The organism is Methylobacterium nodulans ORS 2060, assembly GCF_000022085.1.
GTDB lineage: Bacteria > Pseudomonadota > Alphaproteobacteria > Rhizobiales > Beijerinckiaceae > Methylobacterium > Methylobacterium nodulans.
Genome location: NC_011894.1, coordinates 4,863,749 through 4,879,166 on the forward strand (window position 1 = coordinate 4,863,749; position 15,418 = coordinate 4,879,166).

13 protein-coding genes are annotated in these 15,418 nt (G+C 69.9%); 9 read left to right on the forward strand and 4 right to left on the reverse strand.

Going from position 1 to position 15,418, the window contains the following annotated elements; genetic code table 11:
- The first annotated feature begins 103 nt into the window (after nt 1-103).
- The 4 genes from acs (at nt 104) to MNOD_RS22580 (ending at nt 5,113) form a co-directional block, all read left to right on the forward strand.
- Complete coding sequence (acs, locus tag MNOD_RS22565) at nt 104-2,053, forward strand: acetate--CoA ligase (RefSeq protein ID WP_015931280.1); 1,950 nt, start codon at nt 104-106, stop codon at nt 2,051-2,053.
- Between the two features lie 83 nt (nt 2,054-2,136).
- Nucleotides 2,137-2,445, forward strand: a complete 309-nt coding sequence (locus tag MNOD_RS22570) for a DUF485 domain-containing protein (protein ID WP_015931281.1) — start codon at nt 2,137-2,139, stop codon at nt 2,443-2,445.
- On the forward strand, nt 2,442-4,133 hold the full coding sequence (locus MNOD_RS22575; RefSeq protein ID WP_015931282.1) for a cation acetate symporter: 1,692 nt from the start codon (nt 2,442-2,444) through the stop codon (nt 4,131-4,133). The genes MNOD_RS22570 and MNOD_RS22575 overlap by 4 nt, the downstream gene beginning before the upstream one ends.
- Before the next feature lie 167 nt (nt 4,134-4,300).
- Complete coding sequence (locus MNOD_RS22580; protein WP_015931283.1) at nt 4,301-5,113, forward strand: MBL fold metallo-hydrolase; 813 nt, start codon at nt 4,301-4,303, stop codon at nt 5,111-5,113.
- A gap of 25 nt (nt 5,114-5,138) precedes the next feature.
- Here the strand turns inward: MNOD_RS22580 and MNOD_RS22585 are convergent, their stop codons facing one another.
- Nucleotides 5,139-6,860, reverse strand: a complete 1,722-nt coding sequence (locus tag MNOD_RS22585) for a GMC family oxidoreductase (RefSeq protein ID WP_015931284.1) — start codon at nt 6,858-6,860, stop codon at nt 5,139-5,141.
- A gap of 6 nt (nt 6,861-6,866) precedes the next feature.
- The gene (locus tag MNOD_RS22590; RefSeq protein WP_015931285.1) at nt 6,867-8,255 is read right to left on the reverse strand and encodes a UbiD family decarboxylase; all 1,389 of its coding nucleotides are present in this window, start codon (nt 8,253-8,255) and stop codon (nt 6,867-6,869) included.
- A gap of 235 nt (nt 8,256-8,490) precedes the next feature.
- Here MNOD_RS22590 and MNOD_RS22595 point away from each other — a divergent pair, with 235 nt between their 5' ends.
- The 5 genes from MNOD_RS22595 (at nt 8,491) to MNOD_RS22615 (ending at nt 13,641) form a co-directional block, all read left to right on the forward strand.
- Nucleotides 8,491-9,417: a LysR family transcriptional regulator gene (locus MNOD_RS22595; RefSeq protein WP_015931286.1), complete on the forward strand. Its 927-nt coding sequence runs from the start codon at nt 8,491-8,493 to the stop codon at nt 9,415-9,417.
- A 366-nt stretch (nt 9,418-9,783) separates the two neighbouring features.
- Complete coding sequence (hisD, locus tag MNOD_RS22600; protein WP_015931287.1) at nt 9,784-11,079, forward strand: histidinol dehydrogenase; 1,296 nt, start codon at nt 9,784-9,786, stop codon at nt 11,077-11,079.
- A 99-nt stretch (nt 11,080-11,178) separates the two neighbouring features.
- Nucleotides 11,179-11,667 carry a UPF0262 family protein gene (locus MNOD_RS22605; RefSeq protein ID WP_015931288.1) on the forward strand — a complete coding sequence of 163 codons (489 nt, stop codon included), beginning with the start codon at nt 11,179-11,181 and terminating at the stop codon, nt 11,665-11,667.
- 38 nt (nt 11,668-11,705) lie between these two features.
- Nucleotides 11,706-12,173, forward strand: coding sequence for an arsenate-mycothiol transferase ArsC (locus tag MNOD_RS22610; protein ID WP_015931289.1), 468 nt, complete (start codon nt 11,706-11,708; stop codon nt 12,171-12,173).
- A gap of 187 nt (nt 12,174-12,360) precedes the next feature.
- Nucleotides 12,361-13,641 (forward strand): O-acetylhomoserine aminocarboxypropyltransferase, encoded by a 1,281-nt coding sequence (locus tag MNOD_RS22615; RefSeq protein ID WP_015931290.1) that lies wholly within the window; start codon nt 12,361-12,363, stop codon nt 13,639-13,641.
- A 69-nt stretch (nt 13,642-13,710) separates the two neighbouring features.
- On the opposite strand, the gene MNOD_RS22620 is transcribed toward MNOD_RS22615, so the two are convergent.
- Together MNOD_RS22620 and MNOD_RS22625 are read right to left on the reverse strand one after the other, a co-directional pair.
- Nucleotides 13,711-14,658, reverse strand: a complete 948-nt coding sequence (locus MNOD_RS22620) for an IS110-like element ISMno7 family transposase (RefSeq protein ID WP_012631098.1) — start codon at nt 14,656-14,658, stop codon at nt 13,711-13,713.
- A 389-nt stretch (nt 14,659-15,047) separates the two neighbouring features.
- Nucleotides 15,048-15,347, reverse strand: coding sequence for a hypothetical protein (locus MNOD_RS22625; protein WP_050783263.1), 300 nt, complete (start codon nt 15,345-15,347; stop codon nt 15,048-15,050).
- Nucleotides 15,348-15,418: the final 71 nt, after the last annotated feature.

Genomic DNA, 15,418 nt, shown 5'->3' on the forward strand with positions numbered 1-15,418 from the left:
TCTATGTGAGGCTGAACTTGAAAATCACGGCAACAAAAAATGAGATCCGGCTCGTATCGCATTGTGATCGGGCAATGGGAAGAACAAGCAACGGGAGAGCGCCATGAACCATCGGATCGTCGCGGTGCCGGACGCGGTGCGTGCGCGGGCTCACATTGACGAAGCCAAGTACAAGGCGTGGTACGACGCCTCGATCAACGATCCGGAGGGGTTCTGGCGCGAGCACGGCAAGCGGATCGACTGGTTCAAGCCCTATACCAGGGTCAAGGAGACCAGCTTCGGACCCGACAACGTCTCCATCCGCTGGTTTGCCGACGGCATCACCAACGTCGCCCACAACTGCATCGACCGCCACCTCGCCAGCCGCGGCGACCAGGTCGCCATCATCTGGGAGGGCGACGATCCCGCCGACACCCGCCGCATCACCTACCGCGAGCTGCACGCCCAGGTCGGCCGCATGGCCAACGTCCTGCGCAACCGCGGCGTCGCCAAGGGCGACCGCGTCACCATCTACCTGCCCATGATCCCCGAAGCCGCCGTCGCCATGCTGGCCTGCGCCCGGCTCGGCGCCATCCATTCGGTGGTGTTCGGCGGCTTCTCCCCGGATTCCCTCGCCGGCCGCATCCAGGGCTGCGCCTCGCGCCTGATCATCACCGCCGACGAGGGCCTGCGCGGCGGCCGCACGGTCCCGCTCAAGGCCAATGTCGATGCGGCCATCGCCCGCCTGCCCGCCGACAGCGTCGACCATGTCATCGTGGTGCGCCGCACCGGCGGCGCCGTCGCCATGGAGCCGGGGCGCGACGTCTACTACGACGCCGCCGCCCGCGAGGTCACCGAGGAGTGCCCGGCCGCCCATGTCGAGGCCGAGCATCCGCTCTTCCTGCTCTACACCTCCGGCTCGACCGGCCAGCCCAAGGGCGTGGTCCACACCACCGGCGGCTATCTGGTCTATGCCGCCATGACCCACCAGTACGTCTTCGACTACCACGAGGGCGACGTCTACTGGTGCACCGCCGATGTCGGCTGGGTCACCGGGCACAGCTACATCGTCTACGGGCCGCTCGCCAACGGCGCCACCACCCTGATGTTCGAGGGCATCCCGACCTATCCGTCGGTCGCCCGGTTCTGGGAGGTGGTCGACAAGCACCAGGTCAGCATCTTCTACACCGCCCCGACCGCCATCCGCTCGCTGATGAGCGCCGGCGCGGAGCCGGTGCAGCGGACCTCGCGCGCCTCCCTGCGCATCCTCGGCTCGGTCGGCGAGCCGATCAACCCGGAGGCCTGGGAATGGTACTACCGGGTGGTCGGCGAGGAGCGCTGCCCGATCGTCGACACCTGGTGGCAGACCGAGACCGGCGGCATCCTGATCAGCCCGCTGCCCGGCGCCACCCCGCTCAAGCCCGGCTCGGCCACCCGGCCGTTCTTCGGCGTCAAGCCGGTGGTGGTCGACGGCGACAACCGGGTGCTGGAGGGTGCTTGCGAGGGCAATCTCTGCCTGGACGAGTCCTGGCCCGGCCAGATGCGCACCGTCTGGGGCGACCATGCGCGCTTCGTGCAGACCTATTTCTCGACCTTCCCGGGCCGCTACTTCTCGGGCGACGGCTGCCGGCGGGATGAGGATGGCGACTACTGGATCACCGGCCGGGTGGACGACGTCATCAACGTCTCGGGCCACCGGATGGGCACGGCGGAGGTCGAATCCGCCCTGGTGGCGCATCCGCAGGTCTCGGAGGCGGCGGTGGTGGGCTATCCCCACAGCCTCAAGGGCCAGGGCATCTACGCCTACGTGACGCTGATGCAGGGGGTGGAGCCCTCGGAGGCGCTGCGCAAGGAGCTGGTCGCCTGGGTGCGCCGGGAGATCGGCCCGATCGCCTCGCCCGACCTGATCCAGTTCGCCCCCGGCCTGCCCAAGACCCGCTCGGGCAAGATCATGCGCCGCATCCTGCGCAAGATCGCCGAGGACGATTTTGCCGCGCTCGGCGACACCTCGACCCTGGCGGATCCGGCGGTGGTCGACGACCTGATCGAGAACCGGCAGAACCGCGCCGGCTGAGCCTTGCGCCCCGCCTCAGGCGGGGGGTCGGCAGCCGCGCGGGCGGGCCCGGCCCGCGCCGCCCACCACAGGGAGGAACCCCGATGTCCGGCCTGGACACTGCGCGCATCCTGCACAACCCGAAGTTCCGCGAGCTGGTGGAGCAGCGGACGCGGTTCGGCTGGGTGCTCTCCGGCGTGATGCTGGGGATCTATCTCGGCTTCATCCTGCTGGTGGCCTTCGCCAAGGGCTTTCTCGCCCTGAAGATCGGCGCGGGCGTGACCTCGCTCGGCATCCTGCTCGGCCTCGGCGTGATCCTGGCGGCCTTCGGGCTCACCGGTCTGTATGTGCAGCGCGCCAACGGCCGCTTCGACGACCTCACCCGCGCCCTCGCCCGGGACCTCGCCCGATGATCCGCCGCGGCCTGCCCCTCCTTCTTCTCCTCCTGGCGGCGCTCGCCGCCACCGCCGCCGCGGCGGCCGGGCCGGATCTCGGCGCCGTGCAGAAGCAGGGCCTGAACTGGACGGCGATCGGCATGTTCCTGCTGTTCGTGCTCGGCACGCTCGGCATCACCTACCGGGCCGCCGCCCAGACCCGCTCGGCGGCGGATTTCTACGCCGCCGGCGGCGGCATCTCGGCCGGCCAGAACGCGCTCGCCATCGCGGGCGACTACATGTCGGCGGCCTCGTTTCTGGGCATCTCGGGCCTGGTCTTCGCCTCGGGCTTCGACGGGCTGATCTACTCGATCGGCTTCCTGGTCGGCTGGCCGATCGTGCTGTTCCTGATCGCCGAGCGCCTGCGCAACCTGGGCAAGTTCACCTTCGCGGACGTGGCCTCGTTCCGGCTCGACCAGACCCGGATCCGCCTGCTGTCGGCCACCGGCACGCTGGTGGTGGTGGCCTTCTACCTGATCGCCCAGATGGTGGGCGCGGGCAAGCTGATCCAGCTGCTGTTTGGGCTCGACTACCTCTATGCGGTGGTGCTGGTCGGGCTGCTGATGATCGTCTACGTGGCCTTCGGCGGCATGAAGGCGACGACCTGGGTGCAGATCATCAAGGCCTGCCTGCTGTTGGCGGGGGCCAGCTTCATGGCGGCGGCGGTGCTGTGGCGCTACGGCTTCAACCCGGAGGCGCTGTTTGCGGCCGCGGTGCAGGAGCATCCCCAGCACGACGCCATCATGGCGCCGGGCGGGCTGGTCAGCGACCCGATCTCGGCCCTCTCGCTGGGCCTGGGGCTGATGTTCGGCACCGCCGGGCTGCCGCACATCCTGATGCGGTTCTTCACGGTGGCGGATGCGCGGGCGGCGCGCAAGTCGGTGTTCTACGCCACCGGCCTGATCGCCTATTTCTACATCCTGACCTTCATCATCGGGTTTGGGGCGATCACCTTCCTGATGAGCGATCCGGGCTACTTCAAGCCGGGGCCGGAGGGGGCCTACGACCGGGTGGCGGGGCTGATCGGCGGGACCAACATGGCGGCGATCCACCTGGCCAACGCCACCGGCGGGGCGCTGTTTCTGGGCTTCATCTCGGCGGTGGCGTTTGCGACCATCCTGGCGGTGGTGGCGGGCCTGACGCTGGCGGGGGCCTCGGCGGTGAGCCACGACCTCTACGCGCAGGTGCTGGCGCGGGGCCGGACCTCGGAGCAGCAGGAGGTGCGGCTGTCGAAGCTGGCGGCGGTGGCGATCGGGCTGGTGGCGATCGGGCTGGGCTACGTGTTCGAGAACCAGAACGTGGCCTTCATGGTGGGGCTGGCCTTCGCGGTGGCGGCGAGCTGCAACTTCCCGGTTCTGGCGATGTCGATCCTGTGGAAGGGGACGACCACGACCGGGGCGCTGGTGGGCGGGCTGATCGGGCTGGTGAGCGCGGTGGTGATGGTGGTGCTGTCGAAGGCGGTGTGGGTGGCGACGCTGGGGTTTGCGACGGCGCTGTTTCCGTACGACAACCCGGCGCTGTTCTCGATGCCCGTGGCCTTCCTGGCGATCTGGGCGGTGTCGTCGCTCGATGCCAGCGCCCGGGCGCGCCGGGAGCGCGACAGCTTCGAGGCGCAGTATGTCCGCTCCGAGACCGGCATCGGCGCCGCCGCCGCTCACGCCCATTGACTTCGCAATGGATCGACGGCCCCGCTGCGTCAGCAGCTCGGGCCGTTGATATCATCGGCACGACAAATCGCCTCTTCGGTCGTTTCCGGCGGAACATCGCGTGCACCCGATAGATCAATCGATCCAGGGCGCCGCGGCGACCACGCCGTGATCGACAGGAGGGTTCGATGCCGATCCAGATCTGCGTCACCTGCGGGACGAGCTTCCCCGACGCGCCGATTCCGCCGGAGCGCTGCCCGATCTGCGACGAGGAACGGCAATACGTGCCGGCGACCGGCCAGTCCTGGACGACACCCGACGCCCTGTCCGCCACCCACAGCAATGCCTGGCGGCAGCGCGAACCGGACCTGTTCGAGATCAGGACGGTCCCGTCCTTCGGCATCGGGCAGCGCGCCTTCCTCATCCGGACGCCTCACGGCAACATGCTCTGGGACTGCCTCGCGCTCCTCGACGACGCCACCGTCGCGCTCGTCAGGGCGCTCGGCGGGCTTTCGTCGATCGCGATCTCGCACCCGCACTACTACACGACCATGCAGGACTGGGCGGCGGCCTTCGACGCCCCCGTCTATCTTCACGCGCGCGACCGTGAATGGGTGATGCGGCCCGACCACCGGCTCCTGTTCTGGGAGGAGGACGAACGCGCCGTCGGGACGGGCCTGACCCTGATCCGGCTCGGCGGCCATTTCCCCGGCGGGACCGTGCTGCATTGGCAGGCCGGCGCCGACCGGCGGGGCGCGCTCATGGCCGGCGACATCCTTCAGGTCGGGGCGGACCGCAGGACCGTGTCCTTCCTCTGGAGCTACCCGAACCGGTTTCCGCTCTCCGGCCGAACCGTGGCGCGGATCGCGTCGCGGCTCGACGGCCGGCGCTTCGAGCGCGTCTACGGTGCCTTCGGCCTTCATATCGAGAGGGACGGGCGTGCTGCCGTGCTCCGCTCCGCGGATCGCTACCGGGAGCTGCTGGCCGAGGAGCAGCCCTGATCGCGGCTCCCGGGGCCGATGCAGGTCAGGTCGGATCGTCGCCCCGCAGCGGCGACGCGAGGGCATCGGCGATCTTCTCGGCGATCATGATCGTCGGAACGTTGGTGTTGGCGCTCGGCAGGCTCGGCATCACCGAGGCGTCGGCGACCGTCAGTCCCTCCACGCCGATCACTTGGCCGCTCGGGTCCACCACCGCGCGCGCGTCGTCCGGATCCCCCATGCGGCAGGTGCCGCTCGCGTGCCAGACGCCGAAGACCGCGTCGCGCACGAAGTCGCGCAGGGCCGCGTCGTCGCTCGCGATCCGGCCGAGCGCAACGCCGCCGGAGACGAGGCGCAGCATCAGCCGGCGCAGCGGGGCGGGGCCGTCGAGGAGGCGCGCCAGCAGCGCGGTGATGCGCCGGTTGCGGGCGTTGACCCGGCTGAGCCGCTTGATCGCGGGGGTGAAGCTCGCCGGAAAGATCGCCGCGGGGTCGGGATTGAGGTGGGGCGAGACCGCAAGCCCGATCAGGTCGCGCAGGGAAGCCGCCAGCCGGTCGAGGTCGCGCGGGTCGGAGAGAAGGCCGAGATCGATATCCGGTAAGCCGGAGGGATCGGCCGGGTTCAGGCGCAGCCGCCCGACCGAATGCGGCTGGTTCACCCACAGGAAGTACAGGGCGAGGCTCGCGCCGAGCGCGTGCCAGCCGCCGCGGGCGGAGGCGGTGAGGTACATGTCCGAGGCGCTGCAGCCGGGGAGGCCGGAGGATGAGCGCAGGGCGACGAAGCTCGCCCGGCGGTAGCTCAGCGGGAGCCGCAAGGGGCGGGGCAGGTATTGCGCGATCGTCAGCGCCGGGTGATCGCGCAGGTTCTCGCCGACGCCGGGCCGGTCGGCCACCACGGTGATGCCGCAGGCGCGCAGGTGCTCGGCCGGACCGATCCCGGCCCGCAGGAGCAGGGCCGGCGATTGCAGCGCGCCCGCGCAGACCACGACCCGCCGCGCCGCGACCCGCTGCAGGCCCCCGTCGGGAAGGCGCAGCAGGGCGCCCGCGACGCGGCGCCCGTCGAGCACGAGGGCGGCCACCTCGGTCCGCGCCGTAATGGCGAGGTTCCGTCGCGCCCGGGTGCGGGCATCGAGATAGGCCGCGGCGGCCGAGACCCGGGCGTCGTCCCGGTTCGAGAAGGCAGGCGGGAAGATGCCGTCCTCGAACTCGCCGTTCTGATCGAGACGCCGGGGCAGGCCGGTGGCGTCGAAGGCCCGCGCCACCGCCTGCGCGAAGGGCGGCCATGACGGTTCGAGGATGCGCCGGATCGGCACGGGACCGTTCCGGCCGTGCAGCGGGCCGTCGCAGTCGAGGTCGGTCTCGAGCCTGCGGAAATACGGGAGGACGTCCTCCCAGGCCCAGCCGGCCGCGCCCGCCGCCGCCCAGGCATCGTAGTCGCGCGGGAGGCCGCGATTGGCAGCCTGGACGTTGATGCTCGACGAGCCGCCCATCACGCGGCCCTGCTCGTAGGCCCGGCGCCGCACCCGCCCGTCCGCACCGCGCGTCACGGCGGCGTCGAGCCCCGGCCAGATATAGGTATCGCCGAAGAACAGCGGCATCGGGTAGCTGTCGAGGATCTCGGCCGGCACCTGCCCGGGCGGCGTATCCTGGCCCGCCTCGACGAGCAGCACGCGCCGGCCGGGATCGGCCGAGAGGCGGTTGGCCATGACGCAGCCGGCCGAGCCGCCGCCGACGATCAGCACGTCGACGGCCGAGGGCAGATCGCTCATGACGGTTCAGCCGCCCACCGCGGCGCGCCAATCCGCGTCCGGCACGATCACCGCCGAGAGATCGACCTCGGCCTGTCCCGGCACGCCGATGCGCTTGAACTTCATCGGCGGCGCATCGAGGGGCGCCGTGGCGTCGAGCCCCATCTTGGCGCCGACGCCCTCGCGCGTGGAGGGGTCGAGCTTCGAACCCTGCGCATGCGCGACCACCACGAGGTCGCGGTCGGCCTGGAAGCGCGTGGCGACGGCCCACTCGACCTCCTTCGGATCGTGGATGTCGACATCCGTATCGACCACGACCGCGTGCTTGATGTCGTAATGCGCCGCAAAGGCGCCGAGCAGGACGTTCTTGGCCTCGCCCTCCTGGGTCTTTCGCAGCTTCACGTAGAGGTGGTAGCGGCCGACCCCGCCGAGCGAGAGATGGACGTCCTCGACGTTCGGGAAGCTGCGCCGGAGGGTGGCCAGGATCGTGGCCTCGCGCGGGATCGCCCCGAGCAGGAGGTGCTCCAGGCCGCCACCGACGATCATGTGGAAGATCGGCCGCTCGCGATGGGTCACGGCATCGACCTGCATGACGTGGCGCTCGGCCCGCTCGCCGTAATATTGCGGAAACTCCCCGAACGGCCCCTCCGGCTCGCGCAGCTCGGGCAGGATCCGCCCCTCGATCACGATCTCCGCCTCGGCCGGCACGCGCACCTCGTTCGTCAGGCATTTCACCACGTCGAGGGGGCCCCCCGTGAGCGCGCCGGCGATCTCCAGCTCGTCCTGGCCGAGCGGCACGATCGCCTGGGAGGCGAGGAGGCAGGCCGGGTCGACGCCCACCACGAGCGCGACCTCAAGGCCCCGGCCTGCAGCCTCGGCCCGGCGGTAGAAATGGTCGGTGTGGCGGGGCAGGACGAGCACGCCGATGCGGTCCGGCCCGCTGATCTGGCAGCGCAGGATGGCGACGTTCTGCGCGCCGGTCCCGGGATCGCGCGAGATCATCAGCCCGGCCGAGATGTAGGGGCCGCTATCGTGCTCGTTGAGCGTCGGCACCGGCAGGAGCCGGAGGAGATCAATGCCCTCGCGGTGCACGACCGTCTGGGCCGGCCCGGTCTCCTGCTCGCGCCAGGCGAGCGGCTCCGCGCAGGCGCGCTGGAAATGGGCCACGAGGCGGTCCTCGGTCGTCCCGAGCGCCTCGGCCATCCAGGCCCGGCTGGAGACGAGGCCCGAGACGATGGTGCCGTCCTGCCCGCCGGGGCGGGGAAACAGGCTGGCGCTGCGCCCGTCGAGGCGGTTGGCCACCGCGGCCGCCTCGTGCTTCAGGCCGATGTTGGGCCGCGTCACGCTGAGCCGTCCGCTCTCGGCGAGGCGGGCGAGCCAGTCGCGGAGGGATCGGGCTGGGGTCGGCGCGCTCATCGTATCCTCCCGGTCGCGGCGCTTACGGGCGCCGTCTTCCCCGTTTGGTTAGGCCGCCGGAGCCGGCGACAGAAATAATGATTGCTGATGGAGCCGATCAGCCACTCTGAATTGCCGCCGCCGCGCCAGTATGATCCTGTGAACGAACCGGCATCCCGCCGGCGGGATGCCGGTTCGTCGCGCGCGGGACGGGGATACCGGCCCCGAGAGCTGTTGGAAGCCGAGATCCCAGTCCGTGGATTTGCGCCAGATCTCCTACTTCGTCGCCCTGTTCGAGGAGGGCAGCGTGACGCGCGCGGCACAGCGGATGAACGTGGTGCAGCCGGCGCTCAGCATGCAGATCGCCAAGCTCGAGCGTGAACTCGACCAGCGCCTGTTCGACCGGCAGCCGAAGGCGATGGTGCCGACCGCGGCGGGCCGCGTCCTGCACCGGCTGGTGCAGCCGATCCTGCGCGACCTCGCCGAAGCCCGGGCCACGATGGCACGGCTCGCGCAGAGCGTGTCGGGCCGTGTCACCGCGGGCATCCTGTCGTCGCTCTCGATGAGCGTGGTGCCGAGCGTGCTCGCGCGCTTCTCCGCCGCCTACCCGCAGGTCGAGCTGTCGCTGGCGGACGGCTATTCCAGCACCTTCATCGAGGGCGTCGGCAACGGCAGCCTCGACCTCGCGGTGATCAACAAGCCGAACCGCCGCCTCGGCCTGATGATGGAGCCCCTCCTCGACGAGGAGATGGTGGTGGTCGGCAGGAGCGACACGCCGCTGCCGATCCCGGTCCCGGTGCGCATGCGCGACCTTGTCGACCTCGACCTCGTCCTGCCCTCGGCCCGGCACGGCCTGCGCCTCGAACTGGACCGGCGGGTCGGCGCGGAAGACATCACCCTCAACCCGCAGATCGAGCTCGACCTGCCGTCCGCGATCGCCGATTTCGTCGCGCGCTCGGCGCGCTTCACGGTCCTGCCCAGCCTCGCCGTGAGCCGGCAGCTCGCCGCGGGCTCGCTGCGGGCCTACCGGATCGTCTCCCCGCGCATCACCCGCCAGCTCGTCATCATCCATCATCCCAAGAACCCGCTCACGCCCGCGGCCACGCGGTTCATCGAGATCCTGTCCGAGGAGCTGTCCGCAGCGGCGGCGGCGCTTCAGGCCCACATCGTCACGGGCAGCTAGAGCGCTCCCCGCCGAAGTGGACGCCGGTTCGGCGCAAGGGAGCGCGTCACATCAAAGGCTTGAGAGCCGCCGGCCCGATGCAGTCAGGTCGGGACCGGCTCTAGGCTTTTGGTCTATCGCAGGTTCTTGCCGGAAAATCGCGGGCACTTTCCGAAACCTGCTGAGAGCGAGGTCAGACGAAGAGATCCCGCTCCTGCGCGTGGGCAGGCGCTTTCCGAAGCCCCCGGGAGGCTCTAAACCCTTGATGGGCTGGCGGTCCGGACGGAGCACCGGGGCCGGAGAACCGGAATCCGCTTCGCCTGGACAGATTCCGGATTCTCTGCCATCGGGCGGTCGCGACACCGGTTCCCGCTCCCGGACATCCTGATGCTGCGCCTCGATTCCCGCGATCCCGCCTTCGACGCCGACTTCGCCCGGCTCCTCTCCGTCAAGCGGGAGGTGGCGGAGGACGTCGACGAGACGGTGCGGGGGATCATCGCCGCCGTGGTGGAGCGGGGCGACGAGGCACTCGTCGCGTATACCCGCCGCTTCGACGGCTACGGAGCGGAGTTCACGGCCGCGGCGCTGCGGGTCACCCCCGAGGAGGTGGATGCCGCCGTGGCGGCGGCCCCCCGGGAGGCGCTCGACGCGCTCCATCTCGCCCGTGAGCGCATCGAGACATACCACCGGGCGCAGCTGCCCGCCGACCACCGCGAGACGGACGCGCTCGGGGTCACCCTCGGCTGGCGCTGGACGGCCCTCGAATCCGTCGGCCTCTACGTTCCGGGCGGCACCGCGAGCTATCCGTCCTCCGTGCTGATGAACGCGATCCCCGCCAAGGTCGCGGGCGTGAAGCGGCTCGCCATGGTGGTGCCGATGCCGGGCGGGGTCACGAACCCGCTGGTGCTCGCCGCGGCCCGCCTCGCGGGCGTCGACGAGATCTTCCGCATCGGCGGCGCGCAGGCCGTGGCCGCGCTCGCCTACGGCACGGCCACCATCTCCCCCGTCGCCAAGATCGTCGGCCCCGGCAACGCCTACGTGGCGGCGGCCAAGCGCCGGGTGTTCGGGCAGGTCGGCATCGACATGATCGCCGGCCCCTCCGAGGTGCTGATCCTGGCCGACGACAGCGCCAATCCGGACTGGGTCGCCGCAGACCTGCTCGCCCAGGCCGAGCACGATCCGGCCGCGCAGGCGATCCTGATCACCGACAGCGACACTCTCGCGGCGGCCGTGGCAGTGGCCGTCGAGGGGCAGCTCTCCACCCTGCCGCGGGTCGCGATCGCCCGGGCGAGCTGGCGGGATTACGGGGCGATCCTCCGGGTGGCGCGCCTTGCGGACGCGATCCCGCTGGTCGACCGGCTCGCCCCGGAACATCTGGAGATCGAGGCGCGGGACGCGGAGGCGCTGAGCGCGCGGGTGCGCAATGCCGGCGCGATCTTCCTCGGCGCGCACACCCCCGAAGCCATCGGCGACTATGTGGGCGGGCCCAACCACGTGCTCCCGACCGCGCGCTCGGCCCGGTTCTCCTCGGGCCTCGGGGTGCTCGACTTCATGAAGCGGACCTCGCTTCTGTCCTGCTCCCCCGAAGCGCTGCGGGCCCTCGGCCCCGCCGCCGTGGCGCTCGGTCGAGCGGAAGGGCTCGACGGCCACGCCCGCTCGGTGGCGATCCGTCTCAACCTTTGACCTGCACAACGGTCCGGCTTGCGCTGCCGCACGCTCTCGCGTCTGGTAGCGCCACGCCGCGGCCCGTTCCGCGCACGCCGACCATCTGGGGATGAAAGAATGTCGAGCGACGCTCCCGATTCGCGCAGGCGTCTCGTCGCGGTGACGCTCGACGAGGATTCGATCGGGCGCGGCAACCCGGACCAGGAGCACGAGCGCGCCATCGCGATCTACGACATCCTGGAGGCCAACACCTTCGCGGTCGCCAGCCACGACGGCGGTCCCTACGCCCTCAAGCTCGGCCTCGTCGAGAACAAGCTCGCCTTCGCGATCTCGACCGCCGATGGCGAGCCCGTGATGACGCATCTCCTGTCGCTGACGCCGTTCCGCCGCGTCATCCGCGACTACGAGATGATCTGCGACAGCTACTTCAAGGCGATCCGCACCGCCTCGCCGAGCCAGATCGAGGCGATCGACATGGGCCGGCGCGGCGTCCATAACGAGGCGTCCGAACTGCTCAAGCTGCGACTGGAAGGCAAGGTCGAGATCGATCACGACACGGCAAGGCGCCTGTTCACGCTGATCTTCGCCCTGCACTGGAAGGGCTGAGATCCCATGGCTGGCGTGGCCGCGGATGGGAGCGGCCCGTGACCGAGGCTCCGGGCAACCCGGCCGGCAAGCCCGGACGACGGGTGCAGTCGGTACTGTTCGTCTGCAACTTCAACGCCGTGCGGTCGGCCGCCGCGGAGGCCCTGGCCCGCCACTATTTCGGCCGGTCCGTCTACGTGCAGTCGGCCGGGGTGCGCTCGGGCGAGCCGGTCGATCCCTTCATGATCGCGGCCCTCGATGAGATCGGCATCGACGCCCACCGGCACCGGCCGCGGACGCTCCAGGAGCTGGAGGAGTGGGAGGGGCTCAACTTCGACCTGATCATCTCGCTCTCACCGCAAGCCCACCACGCGGCCCTGGAGCTCACCCGGACGCTCGCGGCCGAGGTCGAGTATTGGCCGACCCCGGACCCGACATTGGTCCAGGGCTCCCGGGAGCAGCGGCTCGACGCCTACCGGGACGTGCGGGATCTCCTCGCCGCGCGGATCCGGCGGCGGCTGAAGTAGAGCGGACCCCGGCACCGCCCACCCTTGACCCCCGCCGGGCCGGGGTCCTAGAGGATGTCCAGGAGAAGTGGATCCCGGTTCTCCGTCCGGACATCCGATCAATCAATGACTTAGAGGTTGCCGGGTGGCTCCCGAAGCGCCCGGAAGCCTCTAGAGAGCACGGAAAATCCCGTCGAGGAGCCGCCTCATGACCGACCGCCTGCCCGGCTTCGACACCCTTGCGATCCATGCCGGGGCTGCGCCGGACGCTGCCACGGGCGCGCGCGCGACGCCGATCTACCAGACGACCTCCTTCGTCTTCGACGATGTCGACCACGCCGCCTCGCTGTTCGGGCTTCAGGCCTTCGGCAACATCTACAGCCGGATCGGCAACCCGACGAATGCGGTGCTGGAGGAGCGGGTGGCGGCGCTCGAAGGCGGCACTGCGGCGCTCGCCGTGGCCTCGGGTCACGCGGCCCAGTTCCTGGTGATGCACGCCCTGCTGCAGCCGGGCGACGAGTTCATCGCGGCCAACAAGCTCTACGGCGGCTCCATCAACCAGTTCAACCACTCCTACAAGAACTTCGGCTGGAGCGTGGCCTGGGCCGACACCGACGACCCGGCCTCCTTCGAGGCGGCGATCACGCCGCGGACCAAGGCGATCTTCGTGGAATCGATCGCCAATCCGGGCGGCGTCATCACCGACCTCGCGGCGATCGCGGCGGTGGCCAAGCGGCACAACATCCCGTTTATCGTCGACAACACGATGGCGACCCCGTACCTGATCCGGCCCTTCGAGCACGGCGCCGACATCGTCGTGCATTCGGCCACGAAGTTCCTGGGCGGGCACGGGAATTCGATCGGCGGCCTGATCGTGGACGGCGGCACCTTCGCCTGGGCCGGCGACGACCGCTATCCGATGCTCTCGAAGCCGCGGCCCGAATACGGCGGCATGGTCCTGTCCGAGACCTTCGGGAATTTCGGCTTCGCGATCGCCGTGCGCGTCCTCGGCCTGCGCGATCTCGGCCCGGCGCTGTCGCCCTTCAACGCGTTCCTGATCCTGAACGGCATCGAGACGCTGCCGCTGCGCATGCAGCGCCACTCGGACAATGCCCGCGTGGTCGCCCAGCACCTGGAGCGTCACCCGGAGGTGTCCTGGGTGAGCTATCCGGGCCTGGAGACCGACCGCTATCACGCCCTCCACAAGCGCTATTGCCCGCTCGGGGCGGGGGCCGTGTTCACCTTCGGCCTCAAGGGCGGCTACGAGGCCGGCGTGAAGCTCGTCTCGAACCTGAAGCTGTTCTCGCACCTCGCCAATATCGGCGACACGCGCTCCCTGGTGATCCACCCGGCCTCGACCACGCACCGGCAGCTCACCGACGAGCAGAAGGTGCGGGCCGGCGCGGGCCCGGAGGTCGTGCGGCTGTCGATCGGGATCGAGGATCCGGCGGACCTCATCGCCGACCTGGATCAGGCGCTCGCCGGGTAGGTCTCCGCCCGGCAAGGGCCCGACGGAGGTTGCCCGAGGGGCCGCGCGACAGAGCGGCTGTGTTGAAGGTCAAGCGGCGAGTGGCCGCCAGGGCGTGCGTTCGCGGACGATGGCGTTGAGCGTCACCAGGAGCTTTCGCATTACGGCCACGAGGGCGACCTTCCTCGGCCGACCGCGCTGAGTGAGCCGCTCATAAAAGGGCCGGAAGGGAGAGCCTCGCCGGATCGCGGTCAGAGCGGCCATGTACAGCACGCCCCGCACTGACGTTCGCCCGCCCGCGATGGACCGGCGGCCTCGCATCAGGCCCGAGTCGCGGTTGATCGGAGCGATGCCGACGAGTGCTGCAAGCTGGTGGCGGCCAATGGTGCCGAGCTCAGGCAACTGAGCCAGAAGCGTGCGCGCGGTGACGTCACCGATCCCGGGGACGGACTTGAGCAACGCCTCGGTCTCGCACCAGACCGGAGAGGCCTTGATGGCTCGGTCGATGTCGCGGTCGAGCTCCACGAGCTCCCGCTCCAAGAAGGCGATGTGCCGGTCGACTCGCCGGATCAGTTGCTTGTCCACGGCTTGATCGCGACGGTTCGTCTCCATACCGATCATCCCGATGATCTGCCGCCGCCGGCTCACAAGCTCGGCAAAATGGCTTCTCTCCGGCTCCGGCAGGGGCCTGGCCGGTGGTCTGATGCGTTCAGCGAAGAGGGCAATGACCTCAGCGTCGAGCGTGTCGGTCTTCGCCAGACGACCCATGGCTCTGGCGAAATCGCGGATCTGGCGTGGGTTGACGATGCAGAGCGGCAGCCCGACCGCTGCCAACGCTGCAGCCACGCTCGCCTCGAAGCCGCCTGTGGCTTCAAGGACGACGAGAGCGACAGGGAGGCGGCCAAGACGGCGAGCGAGGGTATCCAGCCCTTTCGCGTCCCGTGGGACATGCAACGCCTCGTCCGAGGGTCTCAGATGAACGTCGAGGCGGTCCTTGGATACGTCGATGCCGACGAAGATGGTGCGGTGTTCGTCCATGACCCTACCTTGCAAATGCGGGCTCGGGCCCGAGCGGCTGTCCGGGTTCGGGACTGTGAAGGTGAGGGCCGCACCATGCTCTGTCGCGGGCTTGCAAGCCCAAGGCGAACGCGGGCTGACCCTCACCTTGTAGCCTCGCTGGCATCGCTCCAGCGGGCAACTCAGAGATACAAGGCTGCGCGTAATCCGGCTTCCGGTTGATCTTTTCGAGACGAGTGCGCGCGGGGAACCCCTCTCCCGTGCGGGAGAGGGGCAGGGGTGAGGGACCTCAGGCTTCAGCAAGTATCCTGAACCGTCCCGCTGCCAGCACCACGCTCAGTGATTCATGGCGGCACGGTCCGGGACCCTCACCCCTACCCCTCTCCCGCTGTACGGACCGGAGACAAGGGTTACAGGTGTTCGGAGACATGGGTGACAGGTTGCACCCTGAGTGTTGGCTGTGTCAGGTCGATCTGCCCCACCCTGTGGGTGATGAACACAAGGTCGACCCGACCATCGGTCTGAGTGGGCCGCAGGGCCAGCGGCTGGCCGACGAACGCCTTGGGCACTCGCACGAGCTGGCCGCGCACGCTGATCCAGCCGTCCCGCTGCACGCGCCGCACCTGATCGGTCGGATCGTACTCGATCGCCGGCAGCTCGGCCGGATAAGCGCGCCGGCTGATCTGGTAGCGGCTGGCCGGCACCGCCAAGCCTAAGGCCTCGTGCGGGCGCTCGCTGTTGTACAACCTCTCACCACAAGACCCATAGTACCGGCGCGGGC

Bases quoted from the DNA above. Each gene is read 5' to 3' on its own strand.
- acs (WP_015931280.1), top strand. From the start codon at position 104: ATGAACCATCGGATCGTCGCGGTGCCGGACGCGGTGCGTGCGCGGGCT.
- MNOD_RS22570 (WP_015931281.1), top strand. From the start codon at position 2,137: ATGTCCGGCCTGGACACTGCGCGCATCCTGCACAACCCGAAGTTCCGC.
- MNOD_RS22575 (WP_015931282.1), top strand. From the start codon at position 2,442: ATGATCCGCCGCGGCCTGCCCCTCCTTCTTCTCCTCCTGGCGGCGCTC.
- MNOD_RS22580 (WP_015931283.1), top strand. From the start codon at position 4,301: ATGCCGATCCAGATCTGCGTCACCTGCGGGACGAGCTTCCCCGACGCG.
- MNOD_RS22585 (WP_015931284.1), bottom strand. From the start codon at position 6,860: ATGAGCGATCTGCCCTCGGCCGTCGACGTGCTGATCGTCGGCGGCGGC.
- MNOD_RS22590 (WP_015931285.1), bottom strand. From the start codon at position 8,255: ATGAGCGCGCCGACCCCAGCCCGATCCCTCCGCGACTGGCTCGCCCGC.
- hisD (WP_015931287.1), top strand. From the start codon at position 9,784: ATGCTGCGCCTCGATTCCCGCGATCCCGCCTTCGACGCCGACTTCGCC.
- MNOD_RS22605 (WP_015931288.1), top strand. From the start codon at position 11,179: ATGTCGAGCGACGCTCCCGATTCGCGCAGGCGTCTCGTCGCGGTGACG.
- MNOD_RS22615 (WP_015931290.1), top strand. From the start codon at position 12,361: ATGACCGACCGCCTGCCCGGCTTCGACACCCTTGCGATCCATGCCGGG.
- MNOD_RS22620 (WP_012631098.1), bottom strand. From the start codon at position 14,658: ATGGACGAACACCGCACCATCTTCGTCGGCATCGACGTATCCAAGGAC.